The following is a 25,966-nucleotide window of genomic DNA, read 5'->3' as shown; positions in this document are numbered from 1 at the left end:
TGGCTCGCCGCGTAGCCGCGAGACGGGTGAGGGGTCTCTCTCCGCTCGCCCAGCTCTCGTTGAGCTCGCGGAGATATACCCCTCATCCGGCGCTTCGCGCCACCTTCTCCCACAAGGGAAGAAGGAAAGAGAAGACCTTCGCGGAGGAGCAAGCATGATCGAGCACAGCAGTGAACCCAAGGACGCCTCGCCCTCCGTCATCGCACGGCACGAGGCCATGCTGAACGCGCTGCCGTTCTCCGACACGCGGGATTTCGACGATGCCACGCGCGGCTTTCTCGGCACGATCGAGAATGCAGAGATCACGAACCCGCAAGGCCGGACGGTCTGGAGTCTTGCGCCTTACGGCTTCCTGTCCACCGAAGAGGCGCCGCCCACCGTCAATCCGAGCCTGTGGCGACAGTCGCGGCTCAACATGCAGCACGGCCTGTTCGAGGTCGTGCCCGGCGTCTACCAGGTGCGCGGGCTCGACATCGCCAACATGACGCTGATCGAAGGCGACAACGGCGTCATCGTCGTCGACACCCTGACCTCGACCGAAGGCGCCCGTGCCGCGCTCGATCTCTATTTCAGGCATCGAGGTTCGAAGCCGGTTGCCGCCGTCATCTTCACGCACACCCACACCGACCATTGGGGCGGCGCGCGCGGCGTGCTGGAGGAGGACGCACTTGCCGCTGGACGCGTGCCGATCATCGCGCCGAACCTGTTCATGGAGCATGCCGTCTCCGAGAATATCATTGCGGGACCCGCAATGTTGCGCCGGGCGCAGTACCAGTTCGGCCCGCTGCTCGCAAAAGGTGCGCGCGGGCAGGTCGATTGCGGGCTCGGCAAGTCGATGGCTGCAGGATCGGTCGCGCTGCTGCGCCCCACCGACCTGATCATGGCGACGGGTGACACGCGCGTCATCGACGGCGTCGAGTTCGAATTTCAGATGGCGCCGAACAGCGAAGCCCCGGCGGAGATGCACTTCTTCATCCCGCGCTACAAGCTGTTGAACCTCGCCGAGAACTGCACGCACAATTTCCATAATCTGTTGCCGTTTCGCGGATCCGACGTGCGCGACGCGCTGGCCTGGTCGAAATATCTGAACGAGGCCCTGCAGCTCTGGGATGGCAAGGCGGAGGCGATGTGCGGTCAGCATCACTGGCCGGTGTGGGGAGCTGAGCGCATCGGCACGATGATCCGGCAGCAGCGCGACCTCTACAAATTCGCGCATGACCAGACCATCCGCCTGATGAACCACGGCCTCACCGCCTCCGAGATCGCGGAGACGATCCAGTTGCCGAAGAGCCTGGAAGGTGCCTGGCACGGCCGCGGCTATTACGGCCACATCCGGCACAATGTGAAGGCGATCTATCAGAAATATCTCGGCTGGTACGACGCCAACCCGGTCAACCTCGATCCGCTGCCGCCGGTGGAGTCAGCCAAGAAGTACGTCGAGTATATGGGCGGAGCGGATGCGATCCTCGCGCGGGCGACTGCGGATTTCGAGACGGGGGAGTTTCGTTTCGTGGCCCAAGTGCTCGGCCATCTCGTTTTCGCCGAGCCCGACAATGCGGCGGCGCGTGGTCTGCTCGCCGACACGCTGGAGCAGCTCGGCTACGCCGCGGAAAGCGCGACCTGGCGCAACGCCTATCTGTTCGGTGCGCAGGAATTGCGCCTGGGCATGCCGAAAGTGCCGGCGCGCCCGCCAATGCCGCGCGAGACGCTGGCGGCGCTTCGCACCTCCCAGCTCTGGGATGTGCTGGGTATTCGCCTCAACGGCCCCAAGGCGGAAGGCAAGCACATCGTCTTGAACTGGAGCTTCTCCGACACCGGCGAGATCTTCGTGCTCAATTTGGAGAACTGCGCGCTCACCTACACCGAGGGCGTGCAGACGGAAGGGGCCGATGCCAGCTTCACGCTGGCGCGCGCTACGCTCGACGAGGTGATTGCCAAGCTGACGAGCTTTCCGGAAGCCGTCGCATCCGGCAAGATCAAGCTGTCAGGCAACCCGATGAGGCTCGCCGAGCTGATGGGCCTGATGGATGAATTCCCGAGAATGTTCGAGATCGTCGAACCGAAGCGGGCGGTGGTGAAGTAGGGCGGGTGGAGCGCCGCCGGCTTCTTCCGTCTCCCCTTGTGGGAGGAGGTGGCGCGAAGCGCCGGATGAGGGGGCTCTTTCTACCGAGAAGAGTTCTCTGCGGAAGCAACCCCTCACCCAAGCGAGTATGTCGGAAGGTTCTTGAGCCCTCTCCCACAAGGGGAGAGGGCGCTTCGACGGGGAGCCGCGATGCAGCGGCAGCAGCGTCCTCTTACTCCGCGCTGCTCACCAGCTTGATCCGCGGCGCCTGTTCCTCGGCGAGGCTGCGATAGGCCGCGAGATAGTCCAGCGCCATTCGCCGCGCCGTGAAGCGCGTCTCGAACTGCTTGCGGATCGCTGCGCGATCGAGCTGCGAAAGGCGGTTCACTACCCCCGCGGCACTGATGACGTCCTCGACGATGAAACCGGTGAGGCCATCGTCGATGATCTCCGGCACCGAGCCGCGGTTGAAGGCGACGACCGGCGTTCCGCAGGCCATCGCTTCGATCATGACGAGGCCAAACGGCTCCGGCCAGTCGATCGGCAGCAGAAGTCCGAGCGCGCCGCTCAGGAAGTCCGACTTCTCGTGATCGCTGATCTCGCCGATGAAGTCCACCAGTGGATTGTTCTCGATCATCGGCCGGATCAGCTCGTCGTAATATTCCTGATCGGCACGATCGACCTTGGCTGCGATCTTCAGCGGAATGCCGCAATGGGTCGCGATCTTGATGGCGCGGTCGACGCCCTTCTCGGGCGCGATGCGGCCGAGAACGGCGAGGTATTCCTGCTTCACTGGCTTCGGTGTCAGCAGGTTCTCGGGAAGGCCGTGATGAATTGTCGTCACCCAATTGGCCTGCGGCACCGGCCGTCGCTGCGCGTTGGAAATCGAGATGACCGGCATCTTGGAGAAGGTGTTGAAGACCGGCTGGTGCTCCGGCAGATCGAGCCGGCCGTGCAGCGTGGTCAGGAATGGTGTCGGCTGCCGGTGGAACAGCGACCAGGGATAGTAATCAAGATGGAAGTGGAGGAAGTCGAACTCCTCGTCGTCACATTTTTGCCGCACGCGTTCCAGCAGCACCATGTGCAGCGCATTGGGATCGCGCACGGAACCGTCGAGACGGAGCGCCCGGGGCCACAGCGCATCCAGCTTGGCTGACGTCTGCGAATCGCCGCTGGCGAATAAGGTCACATCGTGCCCGAGGGCTACCAACTCTTCCGTCAACCAATGCACCACCCGCTCGGTGCCGCCATACAGCTTGGGTGGAACAGCCTCCGTCAACGGAGCTACCTGCGCGATGCGCATCTCACCATCTCCTCTGCGATCATGAAAGTTGAACCCCCGCCAGTACGGCACCGGCATGCCAGACAAGGGAACGTTCCCGCAGTTGCGAAGTTCCTTCCTGCGAACGTTACATATTCGACACGTCTGCGGGCCGTCGCGATGCTGCCACTACATCTTCTCAGATCGTCCGCATCCGCATGTCGTGATCGCCCGGCCCGGGAACCGAGGCGAAGAGGTCGATGTTCAGTCGATCAGTAACAAAACGAAGAACCAGCATAACGGGGCGATAGCCATATGGATCAGCTTTCTGGATACGCGCGCAGGCCATTTGCCTTTGTCTTGCGCTATCTCCGGCGTCGTCTCGCCTCGCATCTGGTGATCCTGACCGCTGTCGTGGCAGCAGTTGCCTGCTCCGTGGGCACCCAGTACGGCGTCAAATCGTTGGTCGACAGCCTGTCCGCAGGGCCATCACAGGGCGGGAACGTATGGCTGGCATTCATTTTACTCATGTCGCTCATTGCCGCCGACAACTTCCTGTGGCGGATCGCGAGCTGGACGGCGAGCTTCACCTTCGTCGGTGTCACGGGTGATTTACGCCGTGACATATTTCGTCATCTGACCGGACACGCGCCGAGCTACTTCTCCGACCGGATGCCGGGCATGCTGACGAGCCGCATCACGGCGACGTCGAACGCGGTGTTCACGGTCGAGAACATGTTCGTCTGGAACGTATTGCCGCCATGCATTGCCACAATTGCGGCAATCGCCCTGATTGGAACCGTCAGTCCCTACATGGCGCTCGGCCTGACCGTGATCGCCGGCGGCATGGTGGTTGCGATGTTCCGTCTCGCCGCGGCGGGCAAGCCGCTGCATGACGACTTCGCCGACAAGGCCGCCGTCGTCGACGGCGAGATGATCGACGTCATCAGCAACATGCCGCTGGTGCGGGCCTTCTGCGGCATCGGCCACGAGCACGAGCGGTTCGACGCGACGGTAAACCGGGAACTGACGGCGCGAAGCCGCAGCCTGCGCTATCTGGAAAAGCTGCGGTTGCTGCATGCCGTTGTGACCGTGCTCTTGACGATCGCGCTGATGGCCTGGGCGGTCACGCTCTGGCAGAAGGGCGCAGCGACCACCGGCGACGTCGTGCTGGTCTGTACGCTTGGCATCTCCATCCTGAGCGCCACGCGCGATCTTGCGGTGGCGTTGGTCGACGTCACCCAGCACGTCGCCCGCCTGACCGAGGCGATCGCGACGCTGCTGGTGCCGCACGAATTGAGCGATCACCCCGAGGCGGAGCCGCTGGTGAAGAGCGGCGCGGCGATTGCGTACAACAACGTCACCTTCGGCTATCCCGGCGGCGAGAAGATCTTCGAGCGCTTCAGCCTTCGCTTGCAGCCCGGTCAGCGCGTCGGTCTGGTCGGCCAGTCCGGCGGCGGCAAATCGACCCTGTTCATGCTGCTGCAGCGCTTCTACGACGTCGACGAGGGCAGCGTCACGATCGACGGGCAGGATATCTCGAAGGTCACGCAGCTGAGCCTCCGCGAGGCGATCTCCGTCGTGCCGCAGGACATCTCCCTGTTTCACCGGTCGATCCGCGAGAACATCCGCTACGGCCGCCCCAACGCGACCGACGACGAGGTGCTTCGCGCGGCGATCGCGGCGCGCTGCGATTTCATCGACAGCCTGCCCGAGGGCCTCGACACCATGGTCGGCGACCGCGGCGTCAAGATGTCGGGCGGCCAGCGCCAGCGCATCGCGATCGCGCGCGCCTTCCTCAAGGACGCGCCGATCCTGCTGCTGGACGAGGCCACGGCGGCGCTCGACAGCGAGTCGGAAGAGGCGATCCGCGAGGCCTTGTCACGGCTGATGCGCGGGCGCACGGTGATTGCGATCGCGCACCGGCTCGCGACGCTGCGAAATTTCGACCGCGTGGTGGTGCTGAAGAATGGTAAGATCATCGAAGATGGTTCGCCCGAACGCCTGATGCAGGGCCACGGGCCCTATCGAGAGCTGGTCACGCAGGAAATGAGCCGGCTCGCGCAAGCCGCCGCGTAAACCAACAGTCGCGTTCTCGAGTCGGTCGCGTTTCTTGAAACAAGCGCAGGGGAGCAGCTCATGTCGGCCGAAGCCGTAACCCAACTCGTCTCCGTGACACGGACCCCGGAACAGGTCGCGGAGCAGACGTTCTACATCCCGATGACCGGGCCCGCGGCACGGCCGCGGCGGTCCCTCAAGCACGACGACATGTTCATCGTGCTCGACAGCCATGGCGACATCGGCGCCTCCGCGGGCGGCCCGGACGGGCTGTTTCACTGCGACACGCGCTATCTGGCGCGGCTGGAGCTCGTGCTCGACGATCTCCAGCCGCTGCTGCTCGGTTCCAATTTGCGCGACGACAATTCGGCGCTGACCGTCGATCTGACCAATCCGGACATCTACCGTCAGGGCCACCTGGTGTTTCAGAAGGACCTGCTGCACATCGTGCGCACGATCTTCCTGTGGCGCGACACTGCCTATCAGCGCATCGGCGTGCAGAACCACGGCGACGCACGCGCCAGCTTCGAGCTGACGCTGCTGTTCGACAACGATTTTGCCGACCTGTTCGAGGTCCGCGGCGAGCGCCGCCCGCGCCGCGGGACCGGCACGAGCAAACTGCTCGGGCCGACCGACGTGCTGTTTGAATATCGCGGTCTCGACGACGCCGAGCGCACCACGGGCCTGCATTTCGACCCGCGTCCGACGCGGCTGTCGGTGAATGCCGCAACCTGGCAGATCGAACTGGATCCGCATGAATCGGAATCGCTGTTCGTGGCCGTGTCCTGCAACCGGCCGATCGCGGAGAAGCCTGCGCGCTTCTTCAGGGGGCTGCTCGCCCATCGCCGCGAGATGCGCCAGTCCACGATCGGTGCCGCGAGCATCGAGACCTCCAACAACATCTTCAACGAGGTGCTGTGCCAGGCCATGGCCGACCTCAACATGCTGATGACGGAGACGCCGGAGGGGCGTTATCCCTATGCCGGCATTCCCTGGTACTCGACGACGTTCGGTCGCGATGGCCTGATCACCGCGCTCCAGATGCTGTGGGTCGATCCGCGCGTCGCCAAGGGCGTCTTGCGCCGGCTCGCGCATTTCCAGGCCAAGGCGACGGACCCGCTCGCCGATGCCGCGCCCGGCAAGATCCTGCACGAGATGCGCGGCGGAGAGATGGCGGCGCTGCGCGAGGTGCCGTTCGCGCAATATTACGGCAGCGTGGATTCGACCGCCCTGTTCGTCCTGCTGGCCGGAAGCTATTTCGAGCGCACCGGCGACGAGGCCACGTTGATCGAGCTATGGCCGGCAATCGAGGCGGGGCTGGCCTGGATCGACGGTCCCGGCGATCCCGACCAGGACGGCTTCGTCGAATACCAGCGCGCGACCGAGAAGGGGCTGGCCAACCAGGGCTGGAAGGATTCGTATGACGCGATCTTCCACGCCGACGGAAAGCTCGCGGAAGGCAATATCGCGCTCGCCGAAGTCCAAGGCTACGTCTACGCCGCCAAGCAGCTCGCCGCGCGTTGCGCCTTGCGGCTCGGCAAGCCGGACCGTGCGTGCAAGCTCGAGGCCGAGGCCAGGGCATTGGCCGACCGTTTCGAGGCGGCGTTCTGGTGCGAGGAGCTCGGCACCTATGCGCTCGCCCTCGACGGCAAGAAGCGGCAGTGCAAGGTGCGGACCTCGAACGCCGGTCAGGTCCTGTTCAGCGGCATGATCCGCGAGGACCGTGCCCGCCTCGTCGCGGCCGATCTGATGCGACCGCATTTCTTCTCGGGCTGGGGCATCCGCACCGTCGCGCGAGGCGAGGTGCGTTACAACCCGATGTCCTATCATGACGGGTCGATCTGGCCGCACGACAACGCACTGATCGCGCTCGGGCTTGCGCGCTACGGCCTCAAGCACTCGGTGGCGCATGTCTTCAAGGGACTTTTCGACGCGGCGACCTACATGGACCTGCGCCGGTTGCCCGAATTGTTCTGCGGCTTCCGGCGCGAAAAGCGGCGCGGCCCGACGCTCTATCCGGTCGCCTGCGCGCCGCAGGCCTGGGCCAGCGCGACGCCGTTCACACTGCTGGAAGCGGCCCTCGGCCTGGAGTTCGACGTGGCGCGCGGCGAAATTCGCCTGCGCAACCCGCATCTGCCGACGTTCCTCCACGAGGTGATCCTGCGCGATCTTCGCCTGGGCGAATCCAGCGTCGATCTTCGCGTCAGCCGCCACGGCGACGACGTGGCGCTGGAGGTGTTGCGCACGCGAGGCCAGATCCAGGTCTCGATCGTGCTGGCGCGCTAGCGGCGCGCAAGGAGGGCGTCATGCGTGCGATCGGAGCATTGATTCTTGGCATCGTCCTCGTCGCGAACCTGGCGGTCGCCACCTCGCGGGCCGCAGACGAGCCTCCCACAGGGCCGAGCGAGGCGAATGCGCCGGCGACCCAGCCGTCGGCTTCGACGGTGCCCGTCACGCCGAAGGACGCCGCCCCACCGCCGTCGGTGACCATCATCGGCGCCAGCGAGGCCCACGGCGTGCTCGGCCGCGACGTGCGCAGCGCTGCCGGTGAGGACATGGGCCGCATCGTCGATGTCGTCGTCGATCGCGGCGGCCATGTCCGCGCCGCGGCCATCGATTTCGGCGGGTTTCTCGGCGTCGGCAGCCGCAAGATCGTGGTGGACTGGAACGCACTGCGATTCGGCAAGATCGCCAACAAGAAGGACAGCATCACGCTGGAATTGACCAAGGCGCAGGTCGCGGCCGCGCCCGAATACAAGGAAGACACGCCGATCGTCGTGCTCGGTGCGTCCGGCAGCCTTCAACCGCTGCAAGCGATCCAGTGAGGTGCGGGGAGGGCTGACCGGCCGTGCTGTTGTCGAGGAAGCCGAACCGAGCGGATCGCGACGGCCGCGTTGAACAGGACAACGTCGCCGCGCCGTCGGCCGCTGGCATTCCGGCGCCGTCGCGCCAGAGCCTGCGCGGTCTCGACTGGTTCATCTTCTTCCTCGCCGACGTCCAGACCGGATTCGGTCCCTTCATCGCGGTCTATCTGACCACCCAGAAATGGACCCAGGTCGAGATCGGCCTCGTGCTGTCGATCGGCGGGATCGTCGCGTTGATCGGACAGATGCCGGGCGGGGCGATCATCGATGCCGCGAAATCGGAGCGGCTGGTCGCCGCCCTGGCTATCGCGACGATCGGCGCCTGCGCGCTGGCCTATGCGGCGATGCCGATCTTCGCCGTCGTCGTGGCCGCGGCCACCTTGCACGCGGCGGCGAGCTGCGTGCTGGGCCCGGCGATCGCCGCGATCAGCCTCGGTCTCGTCGGCCCGCTCGCGATCGGCGAGCGTCTGGGGCGCAACGCGCGCTTCGCCTCGCTGGGCAGCGGCATCGCGGCGGCGGTGATGGGGACCGTCGGCTATCTGCTGTCGAGCCGGGCGGTCTTCCTCGTGACCTTCCTGCTAGTTATCCCGACCCTGATCGCGCTCTCGCGCATCCGCGAGCACGAGGTCGATATCAGGCGTTGTCACGGCGAGATGCCGCCTGAAGCGGCCGATCGTGGCGACACCAATCTCTGGCACCTGATCCGGCAGCGCCCGCTCATCGTCTTCGCCCTCAGCGTGCTGCTGTTGCAGCTCGCGAACGCTGCGATGATGCCGCTGATGGCAAGCGCCGTGACGGCGCGATCCAGCCAGTGGGCAACGGTGCTCGTCGCATTCTGCATCGTCGTCCCGCAAGCGATCGTGGCGCTGCTGTCGCCGACGGTCGGCCGCAAGGCGCAGCTCTGGGGCCGGCGGCCGTTGCTTCTGATCGGATTCGGCGCGCTGATGATTCGCGGCCTGCTGTTTGCGACCGTGCGCGACCCGTATTTACTGGTCGCGGTGCAGGTGTTCGACGGCATCACAGCGGCAGTGTTCGCTGTGATGATTCCGCTGATCGTGGCCGACGTCGCCTTCGGCAGCGGGCACTTCAACCTTGCGCAGGGCATCGTCGGCACCGCCACCGGCATCGGCGCGTCACTGAGCACGGCGCTCGGAGGCTATGTCAGCGACAAGTTCGGCAATGCCACGGCCTTCATCGGGCTGTCGGGCGTTGCCGCGACGGGGCTGTTGCTAGTTCTCTTCGTGATGCCGGAGACACGGCGCAAGGCATGATCGCGGACCAAAGAAAATGGCCGGCCGAAACGAGTTCGGCCGGCCAAGCGGGTAGGGAGGAGGAAGATCAGGCGTCGAGATGCTGCAGACGCTGACGGTTGCGCAGCACGATCTGGCGGGCGCCGGAGAAGCCGAGAATGCCCTGGGCGTGAAGCTGCGACAGCGCGCGCGACACGGTTTCGAGCGTGAGGCCGAGATAGTCGCCGATGTCGCGGCGGCACATCGGCAGCGCCATCATGCCGGCAACGGCGAGGCGGCGGTCCATTTCGAGCAGGAAGGTCGCAACGCGCTCCATTGCGGTCTTGCGGCCCAGCAGCAGCATGTGGTCTTCGGCATGGCGCAGCTCGCCGGCCGTCATCGCCCAGAGCTTGCGAGCGACCTGGACGTCGGTGCCCGCGGCCTTCTCGAGGCTGGCGCGTTTCACGAGGCGCACGGTGGTGTCGATGATGGCTTCGGCGGCAAGGCGGTGAGTGGGACCGGATTCGAGGCCGAACACGTCGCCGGGAAGGTGGAAGGCACCAATCTGGCGGCGGCCGTCGGACAGAAGCTTGTAGCTGCTCACGGCGCCGGACACGACCTGGTAGACATATTCGGACGGTTCGTCCTCGCCGTAGATCTCCTCGTCCTTGCGGTAGGAGAATTCCGTGGCGACCAGACCGACGTGGCCGGTGACGGCACCGAACTGGTCACTGACGGGATGGGCAGGGGCAATCTTGCCAACAATCTGCGTGTTGATCGCCTGGGTGTTGATCGTCTGGGTGAGCATCTGCGCCATCTCCGTTGTGATGGAGCATTGCTACGCTGGATTGTGCCATCCGGAAATTTCGAGCGATATCTTAAGGACGATTACCTACGTAGAATCCCATAGGTCAGGCGCGGGTGCGGTCCTGGATGGCATGGCGGATGCACTTGACGAGGTTTTCGTCCAGAAGCGGCTTCAAAACCACGTCTTTGATGCCCGCCGTCGCAGCCCGGGCCGAGATATTCTCGTCGGGATAGCCGGTGATCAGGATCACAGGCGCGTCGCGGTCGGATTCGCGCAACTGGCCGGCGAGCTCGATACCGTTGAGGCCCGGCATCTTGTAGTCGATGACGTAGCAGTCCGGACCGGGCGCGCCGCTGACATTGAGCAGTGCCGTGCCGCTCCTGAAGGTTCGCACGGCGAAGCCGTCGGTCTCCAGCAGGAACCGCAGGGACCCCAGGACGGCGGCGTCATCATCGACCACATAGACGGTGCGGCGCGCTGACGACGACGGCCGCTCATGATGTGAACCGACCTCGATCATGCTGCTTAGGCTAGCACAGCGCCGGAACGGGGGATTGACCTGTCTCAATCGTTGAGCATGCCGGCACGCATCGCCAGCCGGACCAGTTCCGAGAGGCTGCCCGCCTGCATCTTGGTCATGACATTGGCCCGGTAGACCTCGATGGTGCGCGGGCTGATGTCGTATTCGCGTGCGATCAGCTTGTTGGACAGGCCCGCGATCAGTCCTTCCATGACCTGGCGCTCCCGGGGACTCAAGGACGCGACTCGGGCGGCGACGTCCTGCGAGACGGCTTCGTTCTTGGCGGCGGGCTCGGCCTGGCGGATCGCCGACTCGATCATGGCGGTGAGACGGTCGTCTTCGAACGGCTTCTCCAGAAAATCGACCGCCCCGAGCTTCATCGCCTCGACCGCGAGCGGCACGTCGCCGTGACCGGTCATGATCAGGATCGGGAACGCGCTTTGCTGCGCCTTCATCCGCTTCAGCAGCTCGATCCCGTCGAGGCCGGGCATGCGCACGTCCGAGACGACGCAGCCGAAGCCGAGCCCGGGCAGGGCATTGAGAAAGGCGATTGCGCTGTCGAAAAGCGTGACGCCGAATCCGGCGGAATCCAGCAGGAAGTTCAGCGAATCGCGCATCGCGGCATCGTCGTCGATAACGTAGACATGTCCCTTGGTCGTCATGAATCAGCTTTCGTCGGTTGCCGGCAAGGTGAAGCGGAATGTCGCTCCGCCCGCTGCATTGCTCTCGGCCCACATGCGGCCGCCGTGAGCCTCGATGATCGAGCGGCTGATGGAGAGACCCACGCCCATGCCGGTGTCCTTGGTGGTGAAGAAGGTCTGGAACAGGTTTGGAATGACGTCCTCCCGGAAGCCCGAGCCGGTGTCGGAGACCGCCACCTCGATCATGTCGTCGGCAGCACGGGTGTTGGCGACGGCGAGTTCGCGCCGCGTCGACTGCGCCATTGCTTCGAGTGCGTTGCGAAACAGATTGACCAGCACCTGCTGGATCTGCACGCGGTCGGCAAGGACGAGATCGGCGTCAGGATCGAGGCTGAAGCGGAGCTGCACGTTCTGCTCGCGCGCGCCGGCGAGCCCGAGCGCACCGGCCTCCTCGATCAGCTTGGACAGACTCTCGACCCGCTTCTCCGATTCGCCGCGGGAGACGAAGTCGCGCAGGCGCCTGATGATCTGGCCGGCGCGCAAGGCCTGCTCCGCTGCGCGATCCAGCGCGCTTTCGACCTTCGGCATGTTGGGATCGCTGCTGCCGGCGAGGAGGCGCCGCGATCCCTTCATGTAATTGCTGATCGCCGCCAGCGGCTGATTGAGCTCGTGAGCGAGCGCGGAGGCCATTTCGCCCATCGCGGTCAGCCGCGAGACGTGGACGAGCTCAGCTTGCAATTCCTGGAGCCGGGCCTGGGTCTGCTGGTGCTCCGTGAGATCGCGGACGAAGCCGGTGAAATAGGGCTCGCCGCCGGATTCCATCTCGCCGATCGACAGATGCATCGGAAAAGTCGTGCCGTCGCGGCGCTTGCCGGTCACGATGCGGCCGATGCCTATGATGTGCGGATCGTTCGTGGTGCGGTAACGGGCGATGTAGCCGTCGTGGCGGGTGCGATCGGGCTCCGGCATCAGGATGTTGACGTTCTGGCCAATCGCCTCGTGCTCTGACCAGCCGAACAGGCGCTCTGCGGCCGAGCTGAAGAGCTGCATGATGCCGTGGCCGTCGATGACGATCATGGCGTCGGGAATGGTCTGAAGGATGGAGCGGAGGTGGGTCTCGCGTGTGCGCAACGCCTCCTCGACCTGCTTTTCCTCGTCGATGTCGAGAAAGATGCCGGTGAGATGACGGGCGGCGCCGGCTTCGTCCCGAAGGAGTCCTGCCCGGGCGCGGATCCATTGCCCGGTGCCGGAGGCATTCGTGATCCTGAAGGATACATCGAAGCTGCCGCCCCGCTCGGAAACGCGATTGATCGCGCTCTCGACCCGCTCTCTGTCCGCGGGCTGAAGCTGCGACATGAACAGGTCGTAGCTCGCCGGCTGATTCCGCTCGACGCCGAGCAGAGCGCTGGCGGTCTCGGACCAGTCCAATTCCCGCGTCGCGAGGTCGAGATCCCAGGTGCCGACGCCAAATCCTTCGATCCGAACGCGGAAACGTTCGCCCCGACCATCGTCCTGCGAGTGCGTTACGCGGGTCGGCGACAAATGAAGCTCCTGATCCTGATGCGGCGGCCCCGGACGGGGTTACCGCTCCCCTAATGTCGCCTAAGGCCGGGCCGGAGGCAAGTTCCGTCGAGTCTAAGGAGGGCAAATCGGGTGCCGGCGGCCTCCTTGATCTATCTCATCCCCATGTGCGGAGGCTGGCGTAAATCTTACTGAGCTTTCTGCACTGGAGAATTCCGATGACGTACGCGACGGTGATGGTCAGTCTGGCGCTCGATCAGTCCAACGAGGCGCGTCTTCAGGTCGCCGGCGAGCTCGCCGAACGATTCGAAGCGGCCATCGTCGGGGTCGCCGCGGCGCGGTTTGCGCCGCCGCTCTATTTCACCGACGGCGCAGAGGCGCAAGCGCTGATCGACGAGGGCGAAGCTTCGATCAGCCGGCGACTGGCGGGCCTGGAGTCACAATTCCGTGCCGCTACCAGGAATCGTGGCGGACATGCGGAGTGGCGCAGCGCCATGGATTTTCCGGCGCGATTCGCCCTGGCGCAGGCGCGTTGCGCCGACATCGTGGTCAGCGGCGGGCAGAGCCCGGCCTTCTCCGACGCGTTCGCGCTCGCGAGCCCCAAGGATCTGGTGATGCAGGCCGGCCGCCCACTCCTCGTCGTCCCCGACCGGGCCAACTGGCTCGACCTGCGCAGCGTGCTGGTGGCGTGGAAGGACACGCCGGAGGCGCGACGGGCGGTGGCCGATGCGCTGCCAATTCTGCGCAAGGCGAGGGACGTCACCATCGCCACGATTCCGGAGCGCGATGACGACCGTTCGGTCGCGACGGCCGGCGTCACCGACGTTGCCGCCTGGCTCGCCCGCCACGGCGTCACCGCGACGGCGCGCATCTGCGAAGGCGCCCGGAACGAAACCGCCGCCGCGCAACTGGAGAAAGCCGCAGGCGACGTCGATGCCGGCCTGATCGTAGCGGGCGCCTATGGTCATTCGAGGTTTCGTGAACTGATCCTGGGCGGCGTCACCCAGTATCTGGTCACGCAGACTGCCCGCAGCGTGCTGCTGTCACATTGACGGCAGGTAGAATCGAATCGAGGAGGACGCGCCGTGTACAGATTTCTTGAACAGACCGTCGACGGCTACATGACGCGCAACGTCAAGGCGGTGCAGCGCGATCGAGACCTGCTCGAGCTCAGCGAGATGTTCGAGACCGACGATTTCAATTCCTATCCGGTGGAGGACGACGGGCAGGTAGTCGGCATCGTCACCAAATTCGACATTCTGAAATGCTTCGCCTTCACGCCGAGCCAGATGCTGCCCCGCTATCACGACCTGATGAGCCGCAAGATCGGCGACGTCATGACGCCCGAGTTCATCTATGTCAGTCCCGACACGCGGCTGACGCGCGTGCTCCAGATCATGGTCGAACACCGCATCAGGAGCATCATCGTTCTCGATAGCGCGCAGAAACTGGTCGGAATCATCGCCCGCGAGGACGTCATCGCGGCCCTCAAGGCGACGGCGCGCGACTGAACGCGGCCCCCTTCGGTCATGAGGTTCCAACTTCCGTAATCTCACGGAGGTTTTCGTTTCAGGCGCGTCTCGTCCTCACGGCGCCTATGCGCCTTCCTCGGGACGAGGCTAATCGACGCCGGTGCCCGTTGAATCTAACTGCCACGCACTCCGTCCTCATCTGAGGAGTCCGCCTTGAGCGGACTCTCGAAGGATGGTTTCAGGAAAAGCCCTCAACGGAGATGGCCGTGCGCCTACGGGGAGCAGGCATTTCGACTGGCGCTGCATCAGTCCACGTTAACAGAAATCCACCTATCTTGATTTCAATCAATTCCCCGCGAGGGTGAATGTGGTTTCTGGCGGCGTGTTCTTTCAGAGAGAATCCGCATGAGCCAGCCCTCCATCTCCAAATCCATGACCATCGGTGAAAGCGGCCTGGCTGTCGTGTTCGCAGTCACCGCCTTCCTCTGCGTGATCGCTTCGGCCAAGGCGCTCGACACACCCTTCGCCTTCCATGCCGCGCTCAGCGCGGCTGCGAGCCTGGCCGCGGTGTTCGTCATCGTCAACCGCTACCTCGACCGTCCGGCGGCGCTTCCGCCGGCGGAGATCTACGGCCGCCCGAACTACAACATGGGCCCGATCAAGTTCTCCTCCTTCATGGCCATGTTCTGGGGCATTGCCGGCTTCCTCGTCGGCCTTATCATCGCCTCGCAACTGGCTTGGCCGGCGCTGAACTTCGATCTGCCCTGGACCAGCTTCGGCCGCCTGCGGCCGCTGCACACCTCCGCCGTGATTTTCGCTTTCGGCGGCAACGTGCTGATCGCGACCTCGTTCTACGTGGTGCAGAAGTCCTGCCGCACGCGCCTCGCCGGCGATCTCGCGCCGTGGTTCGTCGTGCTGGGCTACAACTTCTTCATTCTGATCGCCGGCACCGGCTATCTGCTCGGCGTCACGCAATCGAAGGAATATGCCGAGCCGGAATGGTATGCCGACCTCTGGCTGACCATCGTCTGGGTGGTCTATCTGCTCGTCTTCGTCGCCACTCTCATCAAGCGGAAAGAGCCGCATATCTTCGTCGCGAACTGGTTCTATCTCGCCTTCATCGTGACGATCGCGGTCCTGCATCTCGGCAACAATCCGGCGCTTCCCGTCTCGGTGTTCGGCTCGAAGTCCTACGTCGCCTGGGGCGGAATCCAGGACGCCATGTTCCAGTGGTGGTACGGCCACAATGCGGTCGGTTTCTTCCTGACCGCCGGCTTCCTCGCCATCATGTACTACTTCATCCCGAAGCGCGCCGAGCGGCCGATCTATTCCTACCGGCTGTCGATCATCCACTTCTGGGCGCTGATCTTCCTCTACATCTGGGCCGGCCCGCACCACCTGCACTACACGGCGCTGCCGGACTGGACGCAGACGCTGGGCATGACCTTCTCGATCATGCTGTGGATGCCCTCCTGGGGCGGCATGATCAACGGCCTGATGACGCTGTCGGGCGCCTGGGACAAGCTGCGCACAGATCCCGTGCTGCGCATGCTCGTGGTCTCCGTCGCATTCTACGGCATGTCGACCTTCGAAGGCCCGATGATGTCGATCAAGGTGGTCAACTCGCTCAGCCACTACACCGACTGGACCATCGGCCACGTGCATTCCGGCGCGCTCGGCTGGGTCGGCTTCGTCTCCTTCGGCGCGCTCTATTGCCTGGTGCCGTGGGCCTGGAATCGCAAGGGCCTCTACAGCCTGAAGCTCGTCAACTGGCACTTCTGGGTCGCGACCCTCGGCATCGTCCTCTACATCTCGGCGATGTGGGTGTCCGGCATCCTCCAGGGTCTGATGTGGCGCGCCTACACCTCGCTCGGCTTCCTCGAATATTCCTTCATCGAGACCGTCGAGGCGATGCATCCCTTCTACATCATCCGCGCCGCCGGCGGCGGTCTGTTCCTGATCGGCGCGCTGATCATGGCCTATAACCTCTGGATGACCGTCCGCGTCGGCGAACAGGAAGTCCAGATGCCCGTCGCTCTTCAGCCGGCGGAGTGAGGAGCTCAACCATGTCGTTCTGGACACGTCACCAAATCTTCGAAAAGAACTCGATCATCCTGATCGTCGGCATCCTGCTGGTGATCGCGGTCGGTGGTCTCGTCGAGATCACCCCGCTGTTCTACCTCAAGAGCACGATCGAGAAGGTCGACGGGGTCAGGCCCTATACGCCGCTGGAGCTCGTGGGCCGCAACGTCTACGTTCGCGAGGGCTGCTATCTCTGCCATTCGCAGATGGTCCGGCCGTTGCGCGACGAGGTCGAACGTTACGGCCACTTCTCGCTCGCCGCCGAGAGCATGTACGATCACCCGTTCCAGTGGGGCTCCAAGCGTACCGGACCCGATCTTGCCCGCGTCGGCGCCAAATACTCCGACGACTGGCACGTCACCCATCTGACCAATCCGCGCGCGATCGTGCCGCAGTCGGTGATGCCGGGCTATCCGTTCCTCAGCAAGAACGAGATCGACCCCGATGCGATCGCCGGCGACATGCGCGCGCTCAGGACCGTCGGCGTCCCCTACAGCGACGAGCAGATCGCCAATGCGGCCGCCGACCTGAAGGCCCAGGCCGACCCCGAGAATGCCGGCACCGACGCCTTCGGCAAGCGCTACGCCAAGGCCGTCGTGCGCAACTTCGACGGCAAGATCGGTACGCCGACCGAGATGGACGCGCTGGTCGCGTACCTGCAGATGCTCGGCACGCTGGTCGACTTCAAGATCTACAACGAGAAAGCCAATCTTCGCTGAGAAGGCATGAACGATGAAAGCCATCCTGACAGTCCATAATCTAGCGTCCGATCTCGTGACGACGATCTGGACACCGGTGTTCGTCGCGATCTTTCTCGCGATCATCGCCTACGCATTCTGGCCCCGTAACAAGGCTGTGTTCGACAAAGCCGCGCACCTGCCCTTGCGGGAGGAGTAGAGAACCATGACCGACCATTCTAGCGACATCGATACCGTCACCGGCAAGTCCACGACCGGACACGAGTGGGACGGCATCAAGGAGCTCAACACGCCGCTGCCGCGCTGGTGGGTGATCTGCTTCTACCTCACCATCGTCTGGTCGATCGGCTACTGGGTCGTCTATCCGGCCTGGCCGCTGATCTCCAGCAACACCACGGGCATGTTCGGTTACTCCTCGCGCGCCGACGTCGCGGTCGAACTCGCCAACCTCGAGAAGATCCGCGGTGACAAGATGGTGGCGCTGGGCGCGGCCTCGCTCGCCGACATCGAGAAGGACCCGGCCTTGCTGGCGCTCGCACGCGCCAAGGGCAAGACCGTGTTCGGCGACAATTGCGCGCCCTGCCACGGCTCTGGTGGCGCCGGCGCCAAGGGCTATCCGAACCTGAACGACGACGAATGGCTGTGGGGCGGCACGCTCGACCAGATCATGCAGACCATCCAGTTCGGCGTGCGGTCCGGCCATGCCAAGACGCATGAGGGCCAGATGCTCGCCTTCGGCAAGGACGGCGTGCTGAAGAGCGACGAGATCGTCACCGTCGCCAATTACGTGCGGTCGCTGGCGGGCCTTTCGACCCGCAACGGCTTCGATGCCGCCAAGGGCGAGAAGATCTTCGCGGAGAATTGCGCCGCCTGTCACGGCGATGCCGGCAAAGGCAACCAGGAGTTGGGCGCACCGAACCTGACCGACAAGATCTGGCTCTACGGCTCCGACGAGGCGAGCCTGATCGAGACCATCGGCCAGGGCCGCGCCGGCGTGATGCCGGCCTGGGAAGGCCGGCTCGATCCCGCCACCATCAAGGCGATGGCGGTCTACGTCCACTCGCTCGGTGGCGGCAAATAAGCCGGCGGACCACGGCCGATTTCCAAACGGGGGCGCAGAAAAACGCCCCCGTTTGCGCTGGATCAAGTGACCGGCGGACACCGGGTCTAGGTTCAATCGCACCTCTTGAGAAGATTCCGCGATGAACAAGATCGTCAACCCGAAAGAGCTGAAGCCGGCGGACGATAGCGGGCCGCTTTATGCGGCCCACAAGAAGGTCTATCCCCAGAGCGTCTCCGGAACGTTCCGTCGCATCAAATGGGGCCTGATGGCGTTCTGCCTCGGCGTCTATTATTTCCTGCCTTTCGTGCGCTGGAACCGCGGCCTCGGCGCTCCCAGCCAGGCCGTTCTGATCGATCTTCCCAACAGCCGCTTCTACTTCTTCTTCATCGAGCTGTGGCCGCAGGAGGTCTACTACTTCACCGGCCTGCTGATCGTGGCTGCGGTGGCGCTGTTCCTGATGAACTCGGTCGGCGGCCGGATCTGGTGCGGCTATCTCTGTCCGCAGACCGTCTGGACCGACCTGTTCTACGCCGTCGAACGTCTGATCGAGGGCGACCGGCGCGAGCGGATGAAGAAGGACAAATCGTCCGACCCGATGAAGCTCGAGCGCATCTCCGAGATCGTGCTCAAGCATTCGATCTGGCTCATGATCGCCTGGTGGACCGGCGGCGCCTGGGTGCTCTACTTCAACGATGCGCCGACGCTGGTGAAGGAGCTCGTCACCTTCCAGGGGCCCATGATCGCCTACATCTGGATCGGCATCCTCACCGCGACGACCTATCTGCTCGCCGGCTACATGCGCGAGCAGGTCTGCACCTATATGTGCCCGTGGCCGCGGATCCAGGCCGCACTCACCGACGAATGGGCACTCAACGTCACCTACCGCTACGACCGCGGCGAGAAGCGCACGTCGGTCAAGAAGGCCGCCGAGCTGCGTGCGCTCGGCGAGCAGGTCGGCGATTGCGTCGATTGCTACCAGTGCGTCGCGGTTTGCCCCACCGGCATCGACATCCGCAACGGACCGCAGATGGAATGCATCCAGTGCGGTCTCTGCATCGACGCCTGCGACAACGTGATGACGAAAATCGGCCGGCCGAAGCGCCTGATCGGCTACGACAACGACATCAACATCCATCGCCGCCAGGAAGGCAAGGCGCCGATCTACCGCGTCGTCCGGCCCCGCACCATCGTCTACAGCGCGATCATCGTGGCCATCGGCGGCTTCATGGTCTACACGCTGGCGACGCGCAGCCTGCTCGACGTCAACGTGTTGCACGACCGAAATCCGGTCGCGGTCAAGCTCAGCGACGGCTCGATCCGCAACGCCTACACGGTGCGCCTGCTGAACAAGAGCGGCTACGACCGCGTCATCGCGATCGACGCGAACGGTCCGGCCAACGCGACCATTCACGTGATCGGCGTCGATTCGGTGACGCCGGATCGGCCGATGATCGTGATCCCGCGCGACTCCACCAGCGAGCTGCGGCTGCTCGTCACCGCGCCGGCCGAGAACAATCCGGAGAAGTCGGTCCCCGTCCGTTTCCACGTTACCGATATCGGGCTCGGCGAAGTCGCTTCCGCCACCGACAATTTCGTCTCTCCTTGAGAAAAGTCTGGAGCAAGCCATGGCATCCGCCCCGAAGCCGCTGACCGGAACGAAGGTCTTCCTGATGCTGGTCGCATTCTTCGGTCTCGTGATCGGCGTCAACGTCACCATGATGAAGCTGGCGATCGCGACGCTGCCCGGCACCGATGTCGACAGCCCCTATGCCGCGGGCCTGACCTACGACCGCGAGATCTCGGCGGCGCATGACCAGGCGCTGCGCAAATGGAAGGTCAACGCCCATATCGAGCGCCGCAGCGACGGCGGCGCCGTGGTCCAGGTCGAAGCGCGCGATGCCGGCGGTCAGCCGATCGCCGGACTGAGATTTGGCGGACGCCTGGAGCGGCCGACCGACAAGCGCGCCGATCTCGCCGTCGAGCTCACCGAGGCCGGCATCGGCCTCTATCGTGGCAATGCCGCGTCCGTCGGGCCGGGTCAATGGGATCTGGTGATCGAGGGCGAGGCGCGGGGAACGCGCGTGTTCTTGTCGCGCAACCGCGTGATCCTGAACTGAAGGACCTAGTCATGCACGTCACGCGGGATTTCTCGCACTACGTCCGGACCGCGGGCGAGGGCGTCCAGCACATCGATCTCGCGGTCGAAGGCGTTCACTGCGCCGGCTGCATGGCCAAGATCGAACGCGGCCTGTCTGCCATCCCCGACGTCACGCTGGCGCGCGTCAACCTGACCGACCGCCGCGTCGCGCTGGAATGGAAAGCGGGCACGCTCGATCCTTCCCGCTTCATCGATCGGCTCGATGAGCTCGGCTACAAGGCCTATCCGTTCGAGACCGAGAGTGCGGAGGTGGCGGAGGTCGCCGAATCGCGACTCCTGCTGCGCTGCCTCGGCGTCGCGGCGTTCGCCACCATGAACGTGATGATGCTGTCGATCCCGGTATGGTCGGGTAACGTCTCGGACATGCTGCCCGAGCAGCGCGACTTCTTCCACTGGCTGTCGGCGTTGATCGCATTGCCGGCGGCGGCCTATGCCGGTCAGCCGTTCTTCCGCTCGGCCTGGCGCGCGCTGTCGGCGAAGACAACCAACATGGACGTGCCGATCTCGATCGGGGTGATCCTGGCGCTCGGCATGTCCGTGGTCGAGACCATCCACCACGCCGAGCACGCCTATTTCGACGCGGCGATCATGCTGCTGACCTTCCTGCTGGTCGGGCGATTCCTCGACCAGAACATGCGGCGGCGGACCCGCGCCGTCGCCGGCAATCTTGCGGCGCTGAAGGCGGAGACGGCCGCGAAGTTCGTCGGCCCTGACGAAATCTCGCAGGTGCCGGTGGCCGCGATCCATCCCGGCGACATCGTGCTGCTCAGGCCCGGCGAGCGCTGCGCGGTCGATGGCACGGTGATCGAGGGACGTTCGGAGATCGACCAGAGCCTGATCACCGGCGAGACGCTCTATGTCACGGCCGGGCAGGGCACGCCGGTCTATGCGGGCTCCATGAACATCTCCGGCACCCTGCGGGTGCGGGTCTCGGCCGCGTCCGAGGCGACGCTGCTCGCCGAGATCACGCGGCTGCTCGACAACGCGCTGCAGGCGCGCTCGCGCTACATGCGCCTCGCCGACCGCGCCTCGCGGCTGTACGCGCCGGTGGTGCATGCGACCGCGTTGATCACCATTCTCGGCTGGGTCATTGCCGGCGCGTCCTGGCATGATGCAATCGTAACCGGCGTCGCCGTGCTGATCATCACCTGTCCCTGCGCGCTGGGGCTTGCTATTCCGACCGTGCAGACGATCGCCTCCGGCGCGATGTTCAAGTCCGGCGTGCTGCTGAATTCCGGCGACGCGATCGAGCGGTTGGCCGAGACCGACCATGTCATCTTCGACAAGACCGGCACGCTGACGCTCCCCGATCTCGAAGTGATGAATGCCGCGGACCTTCCCGCCGATGTCTTCGAGCTCGCCGGCCGCCTCGCGCTGTCGAGCCATCATCCGGTTGCCGCCGCCGTCGCGCAGGCGGCCGCCGCCAGATCACCTGTCGTCGGTGCGGTCGAGGAGACCGGACAGGGCGTCCGTGCGACCGTGGACGGCGTCGAGATTCGTCTCGGCCGTCCATCTTTCTGCGGAGCGGAGGCATTGGTCGGCAGTGCCATGGTCGATCCCGAAGCCTCCATCGTCGCTTTCAGCAAGGGCGAGGAAAGGTTCATCCTCTCGGTCCGCCAAGGCCTGCGTCCGGATGCACAGACCGTGATCGCGGCACTGAAGGCGCGCAACATCGGCATCGAGATTCTCTCCGGCGACCGCGAGCAGGCGGTGAAGGCGGCGGCCCATGCGCTTGACATTCCCGAATGGCGCGCCGGCGTCACCCCGGCCGACAAGATCGCGCGGATCGAGGAATTGAAGCGGCGCGGCGCGAAAGTGCTGATGGTCGGCGACGGCATGAACGACGCGCCCTCGCTCGCGGCAGCCCATGTCTCGATGTCGCCGATCTCGGCCGCGCATCTGAGCCAGGCCACTGCCGACCTCGTCTTCCTCGGCCGGCCGCTGGCTCCGGTGGTCGCGGCCATCGACGCTTCGCGCAAGGCGCTGCACCTGATGCGGCAGAACCTCTGGCTTGCGATCGGTTACAATGTCCTGGCGGTGCCGGTTGCCATCAGCGGCGTGGTGACGCCCCTGATCGCGGCGGCTGCAATGAGCGGATCCTCGATCCTGGTCATGCTGAATTCGCTGCGCGCGCGCAGCGCCTCGCGGGAGATCGTGTGATGGAAATCCTGGTCATCCTCGTTCCACTGGCGCTGATGCTCGGAGGTGCCGGTCTCGTCGCCTTCCTGTGGTCGCTCAGAAGCGGCCAGTACGACGATCTCGACGGCGCCGCCTGGCGCGCCATCGCCGACGACGAGCCACCGCAGGAAGCGCCGGCCAAGCGTTAGCGCCTCAGGGCGAAGGTGAGCATGGCCGCGGCCGCAAGCGCCATGCCGACCCCGGCGACACATGCACGCCAGCCGAAGGCGTCGAACAGACGACCGAGCACGGCCGTGCCGACCAGCCCGCCGCCAAAATAGCACGCAAGATAGGTCCCGCTGGCGATGCCGCGGTTGTCGGTCGCCGCCTGTCCGACGAAGCCGGTGGCAGCGGCCTGCGCGAAGAAGGTGCCGACGCCGACCAGAACCATGCCGGCGAGGACTTCGCTCAGATGCGGCATCAGCATCAAGGGCAGGCCCAGCCCGGCAACTGCGAGCGCGCCCCAGATCGTCGGACGCGTTCCGAGCTTTGATGCCACCTTGCCGGCCAGAAGCGTCGTGACGACCGATGGAAGGAAGACGAAATAGACGAGGCCCAGATCCATCATCCCCAGTGTCAGCGGCGGCCGGACCAGAACGAAATTGACGAAGGTGAAGGTGCCGATGAAGGCGAACAGGATGCAGAAGCCGATGCCGAAGGCCGCGCGCAATCGCGGATCACGCCAATGCGCGATCATGGCCGCCAGCGGAGATTTCGCCGGCGCCGCCGCCTGCATCGGCGGCACGTGCTTGATCGTGAAGTAAACCAGCGCCGCGCCCGCCAGATTGAGGGCCGCGAAGAAATAGAAATTCCAGGCGAGGCCGAGCCCATCGGCGACCGCCGCCGAGATCAGCCGGCCGACGAGGTTGCTCGCGACGTTTCCGGTGATGTAGGCCGCGAAGGCGCCGCCGGCGTCCATCGCGCTGCATTGCTCGCCGAGATGAGCCAGCGTCAACGCGAAGGCGGACGCCATGCACAGACCCTGCGCGACGCGCAGGGCGGTGAAGACGGCAAGGTTCGGCGCCGAGGCCAGCAGGCTGGTCGGGATCGCCAGCAGCGTCAGGCTGAGCAGGATCCCGGTCCGCCGGTCGATGTTCGGGCTGAAAAGACCGACGATGACGCTGGCAATGGCCATGCCGAAGGTGCTGGCGTTGACGGCAAACCCCATCGCCGCGGGCGTGACGCCGTAGTGCCGCGTCAGCGAGGGCAGGATCGCCTGCGTTGCGAAGAGGTCGACCACGGTCAGGAATGCGGTAAGGCCGATCACGAGCGAGCGGAGCGCCAGACCCGGCGCGTGCGCCTCCATCGTCGTTGCGGCCGGTTTGATCGGCGCGGAAAGATCGGTCATGGCGATTGTCCTGTGGGAATGCGGCGCCCGGGGTGGGGAGTCCCGGGCGCCACATCTCGTAACGAGTGCGCTGGGGCTGGGTGCACCCGTTACATGTGGTGGTCGTTGGGATCCTTGCGGACGTCGCCGACATAGAGAATGACAGTGTCCTTGCCGAGGTTCTTCCACCAATGCGAGGTGCCGTGAACTTCGGGACGAATGTCGCCGGCCTTGTGCAAGATCGGATCGACGCAGTTGGAGGCGTATTCGACGATCTCGCCCTGCTGCACGAAGATCAGCGCGGGACGGTCGTCATGGCTGTGCCAGGGCACGATGCCGCCGGGCTCGATGGTCAGCTTGCGGAAGCGCAGCTCGCGGCCCTCGATACGGGCCGGCTGCTTGCCGAGGTCGATCGCACCGAGCGTAACATCGGTCACGCCGACGGGCTTGTAGTCGACCATCTGCTGGGCGTTCGGCTTGATCTTGCCGGCCGGGCACTCGCCGGCAACGACTGGCTGCGCCGAGAGCGTAAGCGCGGCGAAGACCGCGAGGCCCGGCCAGACCGCGCGGAGCAATGTGCGATGCTTGAACATGAGAGTCTCCTATGTTGGCCGCGACCGCGGTGGTCACCGGCTGTGTCAGGACCTTGTTTGAAACAACGCTCGTTCTGAAATGCCCTTTCGCTCTCGCTGCGATAGCCCGGCGCTATCGCAGCGCGATACGCGCCCGCTATCGAACCGATTGGGTATCGGCATTTCCGCTTCCGCAGCTTTCGGCGTCCGATGGCAAGCGCCCGATTGGCGGGCGTTCGCGTCGATCCGGAGGAGCATGTCGTGACGAGAGTGTCCAAGGCCCTGATTTTCACCGCTGCGTTTGCGGTCATCGCCACTGCGGCCTTCTCGGAGGTCGCCTGGGACCTCAAGGCTGGCACGGCCTACGTCTATGGCGGACCCGGCAAGATGTCGGCGATGGCCATGGCCTCGGCCGGGAAGAGTCACGAGGCGATGATGAAGAACGCTAGGAAGGTGCCCGACAACACCGTTTTCTTCATGAACAACGGATCGCTGTACTCCACCTCGGGACGGCTCGATCCGACCGGCAATTTCTACGTCAACTGAACCGATCCTGGCATCCATGCCGCCCTTGCGGGCGGCCCAGCCGGGAAACTAATATTCGCCCATGCCGGAGCAGAAGATGACATTCCTCTCGCCAGCCGATGCCGAACAGCTCAGACTTGCCTTCCAGCGCTGCCGCGACATGGAGGGCACGCTGAACGAACAGCTCCGCGCCTATGCCGATGCCAGCCGTACGGTCTTTCCGGCCTATGGCGAGGCCGTCGATCGCCTCGTGGCGAGACTGGGCGGGAACGGCGGTGGCGAAGCCGCGCCGCGCCCGGGCGATGCGATGCCGCCGTTCATGCTGCCGGACGAGGGCGGGCGTCTCGTCACGTTGCCTTCGTTGCTGGAGCGCGGCCCGCTGGCCGTCATGTTCTTCCGCGGCCATTGGTGTCCCTATTGCCGGCTCAATGTCCGCGCCGTGGTCCAGGCGCTCGATCGTATCAAGGCCGCCGGGGCGCAGATCGTTGCGGTCATGCCGGAGACGCAGGAATACACGAGGCAGCTCAAAGCCGAATCCGGCGCGCCGTTTCCGGTCCTGACCGATCTCGACAACGGCTATGCGCTGTCCCTCAATCTCGCGATCTGGCTTGGCGCCGAGATCCAGGACCTGTTGTCCTATCAGGACATGGCGAAATTCCACGGCAATGACGGCTGGATACTGCCGATCCCGGCCGTGTTCGTGGTCGGCCGCGACGGGATCGTCAAAGCCCGCTTCGTCGACCCCGATTTCCGCAAACGCATGGAGATCGATGATCTGCTCGCGGCGTTGGAGGATGCGAGCAGGGAGAGCTAGGTCTGGAATTTTGATAGCGGCGTGTTCTTTCCCTCTCCCCTTTGTGCGAGACGGGTGAGGGGTTCTCTCCGCGCGTGAGTCTTTTGCGTCGACTACGCGGATAGAACCCCTCA

24 protein-coding genes are annotated in these 25,966 nt (G+C 64.8%); 17 read left to right on the top strand and 7 right to left on the bottom strand.

The window, feature by feature from the left end:
* The first annotated feature begins 154 nt into the window (after positions 1 to 154).
* Positions 155 to 2,083 carry an alkyl/aryl-sulfatase gene (locus RX330_RS27505; protein ID WP_317240552.1) on the top strand — a complete coding sequence of 643 codons (1,929 nt, stop codon included), beginning with the start codon at positions 155 to 157 and terminating at the stop codon, positions 2,081 to 2,083.
* Positions 2,084 to 2,294: 211 nt separating this feature from the next.
* On the opposite strand, the gene RX330_RS27500 is transcribed toward RX330_RS27505, so the two are convergent.
* The gene (locus RX330_RS27500; RefSeq protein WP_212081039.1) at positions 2,295 to 3,365 is read right to left on the bottom strand and encodes a glycosyltransferase family 4 protein; all 1,071 of its coding nucleotides are present in this window, start codon (positions 3,363 to 3,365) and stop codon (positions 2,295 to 2,297) included.
* Positions 3,366 to 3,638: 273 nt separating this feature from the next.
* Between RX330_RS27500 and RX330_RS27495 the strand changes: the two genes are divergently transcribed.
* From RX330_RS27495 to RX330_RS27480, 4 genes are read left to right on the top strand one after another with little or no spacing between them, the layout of a single operon-like run.
* The gene (locus tag RX330_RS27495; RefSeq protein WP_317240551.1) at positions 3,639 to 5,402 is read left to right on the top strand and encodes an ABC transporter ATP-binding protein; all 1,764 of its coding nucleotides are present in this window, start codon (positions 3,639 to 3,641) and stop codon (positions 5,400 to 5,402) included.
* Positions 5,403 to 5,462: 60 nt separating this feature from the next.
* Complete coding sequence (locus tag RX330_RS27490) at positions 5,463 to 7,667, top strand: amylo-alpha-1,6-glucosidase (protein ID WP_317240550.1); 2,205 nt, start codon at positions 5,463 to 5,465, stop codon at positions 7,665 to 7,667.
* A gap of 20 nt (positions 7,668 to 7,687) precedes the next feature.
* Positions 7,688 to 8,206 carry a PRC-barrel domain-containing protein gene (locus RX330_RS27485; protein WP_317240549.1) on the top strand — a complete coding sequence of 173 codons (519 nt, stop codon included), beginning with the start codon at positions 7,688 to 7,690 and terminating at the stop codon, positions 8,204 to 8,206.
* Positions 8,207 to 8,229: 23 nt separating this feature from the next.
* A complete protein-coding gene (locus tag RX330_RS27480) occupies positions 8,230 to 9,516 on the top strand; it encodes an MFS transporter (RefSeq protein ID WP_212081043.1) in 1,287 nt (428 codons plus the stop codon).
* 67 nt (positions 9,517 to 9,583) lie between these two features.
* Here the strand turns inward: RX330_RS27480 and RX330_RS27475 are convergent, their stop codons facing one another.
* The 4 genes from RX330_RS27475 to fixL form a co-directional block, all read right to left on the bottom strand.
* On the bottom strand, positions 9,584 to 10,282 hold the full coding sequence (locus RX330_RS27475) for a helix-turn-helix domain-containing protein (RefSeq protein ID WP_212081044.1): 699 nt from the start codon (positions 10,280 to 10,282) through the stop codon (positions 9,584 to 9,586).
* A 103-nt stretch (positions 10,283 to 10,385) separates the two neighbouring features.
* Positions 10,386 to 10,802, bottom strand: a complete 417-nt coding sequence (locus RX330_RS27470; protein ID WP_317240548.1) for a response regulator transcription factor — start codon at positions 10,800 to 10,802, stop codon at positions 10,386 to 10,388.
* A gap of 44 nt (positions 10,803 to 10,846) precedes the next feature.
* Positions 10,847 to 11,464 (bottom strand): response regulator FixJ, encoded by a 618-nt coding sequence (fixJ, locus tag RX330_RS27465; RefSeq protein ID WP_317240547.1) that lies wholly within the window; start codon positions 11,462 to 11,464, stop codon positions 10,847 to 10,849.
* A 3-nt stretch (positions 11,465 to 11,467) separates the two neighbouring features.
* Positions 11,468 to 12,985: a sensor protein FixL gene (gene fixL / locus RX330_RS27460; protein WP_212081047.1), complete on the bottom strand. Its 1,518-nt coding sequence runs from the start codon at positions 12,983 to 12,985 to the stop codon at positions 11,468 to 11,470.
* 197 nt (positions 12,986 to 13,182) lie between these two features.
* Between fixL and RX330_RS27455 the strand changes: the two genes are divergently transcribed.
* The 10 genes from RX330_RS27455 to ccoS all read left to right on the top strand — a co-directional run bounded on the left by RX330_RS27455 (position 13,183) and on the right by ccoS (position 22,764).
* A complete protein-coding gene (locus RX330_RS27455; RefSeq protein ID WP_317240546.1) occupies positions 13,183 to 14,016 on the top strand; it encodes a universal stress protein in 834 nt (277 codons plus the stop codon).
* A gap of 33 nt (positions 14,017 to 14,049) precedes the next feature.
* Positions 14,050 to 14,475, top strand: coding sequence for an HPP family protein (locus RX330_RS27450; RefSeq protein ID WP_317240545.1), 426 nt, complete (start codon positions 14,050 to 14,052; stop codon positions 14,473 to 14,475).
* A gap of 366 nt (positions 14,476 to 14,841) precedes the next feature.
* Positions 14,842 to 16,491: a cytochrome-c oxidase, cbb3-type subunit I gene (gene ccoN / locus RX330_RS27445; protein ID WP_317240544.1), complete on the top strand. Its 1,650-nt coding sequence runs from the start codon at positions 14,842 to 14,844 to the stop codon at positions 16,489 to 16,491.
* Positions 16,492 to 16,502: 11 nt separating this feature from the next.
* Complete coding sequence (gene ccoO, locus RX330_RS27440; protein WP_317240543.1) at positions 16,503 to 17,237, top strand: cytochrome-c oxidase, cbb3-type subunit II; 735 nt, start codon at positions 16,503 to 16,505, stop codon at positions 17,235 to 17,237.
* Positions 17,238 to 17,250: 13 nt separating this feature from the next.
* The gene (locus RX330_RS27435) at positions 17,251 to 17,415 is read left to right on the top strand and encodes a cbb3-type cytochrome oxidase subunit 3 (protein ID WP_028135114.1); all 165 of its coding nucleotides are present in this window, start codon (positions 17,251 to 17,253) and stop codon (positions 17,413 to 17,415) included.
* A gap of 6 nt (positions 17,416 to 17,421) precedes the next feature.
* Entirely contained in the window at positions 17,422 to 18,297 is an 876-nt protein-coding gene (gene ccoP / locus RX330_RS27430) for a cytochrome-c oxidase, cbb3-type subunit III (RefSeq protein WP_317240542.1), read from the top strand.
* A 121-nt stretch (positions 18,298 to 18,418) separates the two neighbouring features.
* Positions 18,419 to 19,885 carry a cytochrome c oxidase accessory protein CcoG gene (gene ccoG, locus RX330_RS27425; protein WP_212081053.1) on the top strand — a complete coding sequence of 489 codons (1,467 nt, stop codon included), beginning with the start codon at positions 18,419 to 18,421 and terminating at the stop codon, positions 19,883 to 19,885.
* A gap of 19 nt (positions 19,886 to 19,904) precedes the next feature.
* Positions 19,905 to 20,396, top strand: a complete 492-nt coding sequence (locus RX330_RS27420; protein ID WP_317240541.1) for a FixH family protein — start codon at positions 19,905 to 19,907, stop codon at positions 20,394 to 20,396.
* Positions 20,397 to 20,407: 11 nt separating this feature from the next.
* Positions 20,408 to 22,597: a cation-translocating P-type ATPase gene (locus RX330_RS27415; RefSeq protein WP_317240540.1), complete on the top strand. Its 2,190-nt coding sequence runs from the start codon at positions 20,408 to 20,410 to the stop codon at positions 22,595 to 22,597.
* A complete protein-coding gene (gene ccoS / locus RX330_RS27410; protein WP_008550618.1) occupies positions 22,597 to 22,764 on the top strand; it encodes a cbb3-type cytochrome oxidase assembly protein CcoS in 168 nt (55 codons plus the stop codon). The genes RX330_RS27415 and ccoS overlap by 1 nt, the downstream gene beginning before the upstream one ends.
* Here ccoS and RX330_RS27405 read toward each other — a convergent pair.
* The gene (locus RX330_RS27405; protein WP_212081056.1) at positions 22,761 to 23,963 is read right to left on the bottom strand and encodes an MFS transporter; all 1,203 of its coding nucleotides are present in this window, start codon (positions 23,961 to 23,963) and stop codon (positions 22,761 to 22,763) included. The two genes, ccoS and RX330_RS27405, sit on opposite strands and share 4 nt — an antisense overlap.
* A gap of 89 nt (positions 23,964 to 24,052) precedes the next feature.
* Positions 24,053 to 24,535, bottom strand: a complete 483-nt coding sequence (locus tag RX330_RS27400; protein WP_212081057.1) for a cupin — start codon at positions 24,533 to 24,535, stop codon at positions 24,053 to 24,055.
* Positions 24,536 to 24,775: 240 nt separating this feature from the next.
* Here RX330_RS27400 and RX330_RS27395 point away from each other — a divergent pair, with 240 nt between their 5' ends.
* Positions 24,776 to 25,060: a hypothetical protein gene (locus RX330_RS27395; protein WP_317240539.1), complete on the top strand. Its 285-nt coding sequence runs from the start codon at positions 24,776 to 24,778 to the stop codon at positions 25,058 to 25,060.
* Between the two features lie 76 nt (positions 25,061 to 25,136).
* Positions 25,137 to 25,853, top strand: a complete 717-nt coding sequence (locus RX330_RS27390; RefSeq protein ID WP_317240538.1) for a peroxiredoxin-like family protein — start codon at positions 25,137 to 25,139, stop codon at positions 25,851 to 25,853.
* Positions 25,854 to 25,966: the final 113 nt, after the last annotated feature.

Source organism: Bradyrhizobium sp. NDS-1 (genome assembly GCF_032918005.1).
GTDB lineage: Bacteria > Pseudomonadota > Alphaproteobacteria > Rhizobiales > Xanthobacteraceae > Bradyrhizobium > Bradyrhizobium tunisiense.
Note: the sequence above shows the minus strand (reverse complement) of the source record. Positions and strands in the feature narration are given on the sequence as shown.

Excerpts from the sequence above, each read along its gene's own strand:
- RX330_RS27500 (WP_212081039.1), bottom strand. The coding sequence starts at position 3,365 with ATGCGCATCGCGCAGGTAGCTCCGTTGACGGAGGCTGTTCCACCCAAG.
- RX330_RS27505 (WP_317240552.1), top strand. The coding sequence starts at position 155 with ATGATCGAGCACAGCAGTGAACCCAAGGACGCCTCGCCCTCCGTCATC.
- RX330_RS27455 (WP_317240546.1), top strand. The coding sequence starts at position 13,183 with ATGACGTACGCGACGGTGATGGTCAGTCTGGCGCTCGATCAGTCCAAC.
- ccoG (WP_212081053.1), top strand. The coding sequence starts at position 18,419 with ATGAACAAGATCGTCAACCCGAAAGAGCTGAAGCCGGCGGACGATAGC.
- ccoO (WP_317240543.1), top strand. The coding sequence starts at position 16,503 with ATGTCGTTCTGGACACGTCACCAAATCTTCGAAAAGAACTCGATCATC.
- ccoN (WP_317240544.1), top strand. The coding sequence starts at position 14,842 with ATGAGCCAGCCCTCCATCTCCAAATCCATGACCATCGGTGAAAGCGGC.
- RX330_RS27485 (WP_317240549.1), top strand. The coding sequence starts at position 7,688 with ATGCGTGCGATCGGAGCATTGATTCTTGGCATCGTCCTCGTCGCGAAC.
- RX330_RS27490 (WP_317240550.1), top strand. The coding sequence starts at position 5,463 with ATGTCGGCCGAAGCCGTAACCCAACTCGTCTCCGTGACACGGACCCCG.
- ccoP (WP_317240542.1), top strand. The coding sequence starts at position 17,422 with ATGACCGACCATTCTAGCGACATCGATACCGTCACCGGCAAGTCCACG.
- RX330_RS27435 (WP_028135114.1), top strand. The coding sequence starts at position 17,251 with ATGAAAGCCATCCTGACAGTCCATAATCTAGCGTCCGATCTCGTGACG.
- RX330_RS27470 (WP_317240548.1), bottom strand. The coding sequence starts at position 10,802 with ATGATCGAGGTCGGTTCACATCATGAGCGGCCGTCGTCGTCAGCGCGC.
- RX330_RS27475 (WP_212081044.1), bottom strand. The coding sequence starts at position 10,282 with ATGCTCACCCAGACGATCAACACCCAGGCGATCAACACGCAGATTGTT.
- RX330_RS27400 (WP_212081057.1), bottom strand. The coding sequence starts at position 24,535 with ATGTTCAAGCATCGCACATTGCTCCGCGCGGTCTGGCCGGGCCTCGCG.
- RX330_RS27405 (WP_212081056.1), bottom strand. The coding sequence starts at position 23,963 with ATGACCGATCTTTCCGCGCCGATCAAACCGGCCGCAACGACGATGGAG.
- RX330_RS27420 (WP_317240541.1), top strand. The coding sequence starts at position 19,905 with ATGGCATCCGCCCCGAAGCCGCTGACCGGAACGAAGGTCTTCCTGATG.
- RX330_RS27390 (WP_317240538.1), top strand. The coding sequence starts at position 25,137 with ATGACATTCCTCTCGCCAGCCGATGCCGAACAGCTCAGACTTGCCTTC.
- RX330_RS27495 (WP_317240551.1), top strand. The coding sequence starts at position 3,639 with ATGGATCAGCTTTCTGGATACGCGCGCAGGCCATTTGCCTTTGTCTTG.
- fixJ (WP_317240547.1), bottom strand. The coding sequence starts at position 11,464 with ATGACGACCAAGGGACATGTCTACGTTATCGACGACGATGCCGCGATG.
- RX330_RS27415 (WP_317240540.1), top strand. The coding sequence starts at position 20,408 with ATGCACGTCACGCGGGATTTCTCGCACTACGTCCGGACCGCGGGCGAG.
- ccoS (WP_008550618.1), top strand. The coding sequence starts at position 22,597 with ATGGAAATCCTGGTCATCCTCGTTCCACTGGCGCTGATGCTCGGAGGT.